Source organism: Photorhabdus noenieputensis, from assembly GCF_018448935.1.
Lineage (GTDB): Bacteria > Pseudomonadota > Gammaproteobacteria > Enterobacterales > Enterobacteriaceae > Photorhabdus > Photorhabdus noenieputensis.
The window spans coordinates 33566-35128 of sequence record NZ_RCWC01000014.1 but is presented as its reverse complement, the minus strand read 5'-3'; the positions used below and the strand labels follow the sequence as shown (position 1 = coordinate 35128).

Annotated in this window: 2 protein-coding genes; both read right to left on the bottom strand. The window is 33.0% G+C overall.

Annotated elements, in window-relative coordinates; translation table 11 throughout:
- Positions 1 to 163 precede the first annotated feature (163 nt).
- Complete coding sequence (locus EAE91_RS11405; protein WP_214088610.1) at positions 164 to 886, bottom strand: helix-turn-helix transcriptional regulator; 723 nt, start codon at positions 884 to 886, stop codon at positions 164 to 166.
- Positions 887 to 1196: 310 nt separating this feature from the next.
- Positions 1197 to 1563: helix-turn-helix transcriptional regulator (locus tag EAE91_RS11400; protein WP_214088609.1), on the bottom strand; the 367-nt coding region annotated here is incomplete at its 5' end.

Sequence of the window (1563 nt, the reverse complement as noted above, 5' to 3'; positions counted from 1 at the left end):
ATATGCTAATATTCTATATTGTGTAAAATTTTTATTATTAATTATGTTTTTAATGAATAATTGCAATATGAAATATGCTGGATGGAATGCGAGAGAAACAAGGTGTAAGGTTCTGCCAGGCAGAACCCTAATAGCATAGTGACGATAACGGTGTGATTTATTGTTATACTAGAGGTATATAGGGATTGGGGTTAATACATCTGGTAGGAGCATAGTTATCATACCCTTTACCTCTACAATATTCTTTTAACTGGCTTAATGAATTTATCCCTATTTTCTGATAAATGATATGTAGCCTGCTTTGTACTGTTCTATATGAAATACCTAATTTTTTAGCTATATCTTTAGCGCTTAGTGATTGCAACGCAAAAAACACTATATCGAACTCTCTATCAGTAAATAAATCAGTTGGTGTTCCAAAAGTTAATGAGTCAGGATACCTATTGTTTTCGAAATGGTACATGGAATAAATTTCAAGTTTTTTACCGTGACCAACAACTCCAATGCATTTTCCATCCTTCATTAGAGGTATAATATCGACTAGGAATGGTTGGATTATTTTTTCTCTTCCGCCATAAATGAAGGTATTTAGTACCGGAATGGTTTTTTGACTCGTCATTACGTTTTTATCATTAGCTTGTATAACATCTTCAAATTCAGACCACGGTGCTGGACATTCACTATCAAGCCTACCTTCTATGTTGAAACCCTTGGGAAGGCCACTGTAATAAAGCATAATGTCATTTGCATAGACAAATCGAGATTCGTTATCTTTTATAACCCAAAAATCGTTGCTGTTTTCCATATATGAAATAAAGGCATCAAAGCTTTTTGAATAAACATCCAGATCTTTGTTTACAGAGAAACTCATAGTGTCATTTTTCATAATTTCACCTATCATGATTAAACTGTAAAAACTCCCATGTAAAATTATCACTTTTGCGACACAATGGATAATTATATTTATGAGTTTTTTGGTACCTATTTGGTGCGGATGATTTTACAGAGGAGCAGTTTCCTGTAATTATCTTCCATATGCTAATATTCTATATTGTGTAAAATTTTTATTATTAATTATGTTTTTAATGAATAATTGCAATATGAAATATGCTGGATGGAATGCGAGAGAAACAAGGTGTAAGGTTCTGCCAGGCAGAACCCTAATAGCATAGTGATGATAACAGTGCGGTTCATTGTTATACTAGAGGTATATAGGGATTTGGGTTAATAAATCGGGTGGGAGCATAATTATCATATCCCTTACCCCTGCAATATTCTTTTAACTGGCCTAATGAATTTATCCCTATTTTTTGGTAAATGATATGTAGCCTGCTTTGTACCGTTCTATATGAAATGCCTAATTTCTTAGCTATATCTTTAGCGCTTAGTGATTGCAGTGCAAAAAACACTATATCGAACTCTCTGTCGGTAAATAAATCAGTTGGTTTGCCAAAAGTTAATGACTCTGGATGAATGTTATTTTCAAAATGATACATGGAATAAATTTCAAGTTTTTTACCGTGACCAACAACTCCAATGCATTTTCCATCCTTCATTAGAGGT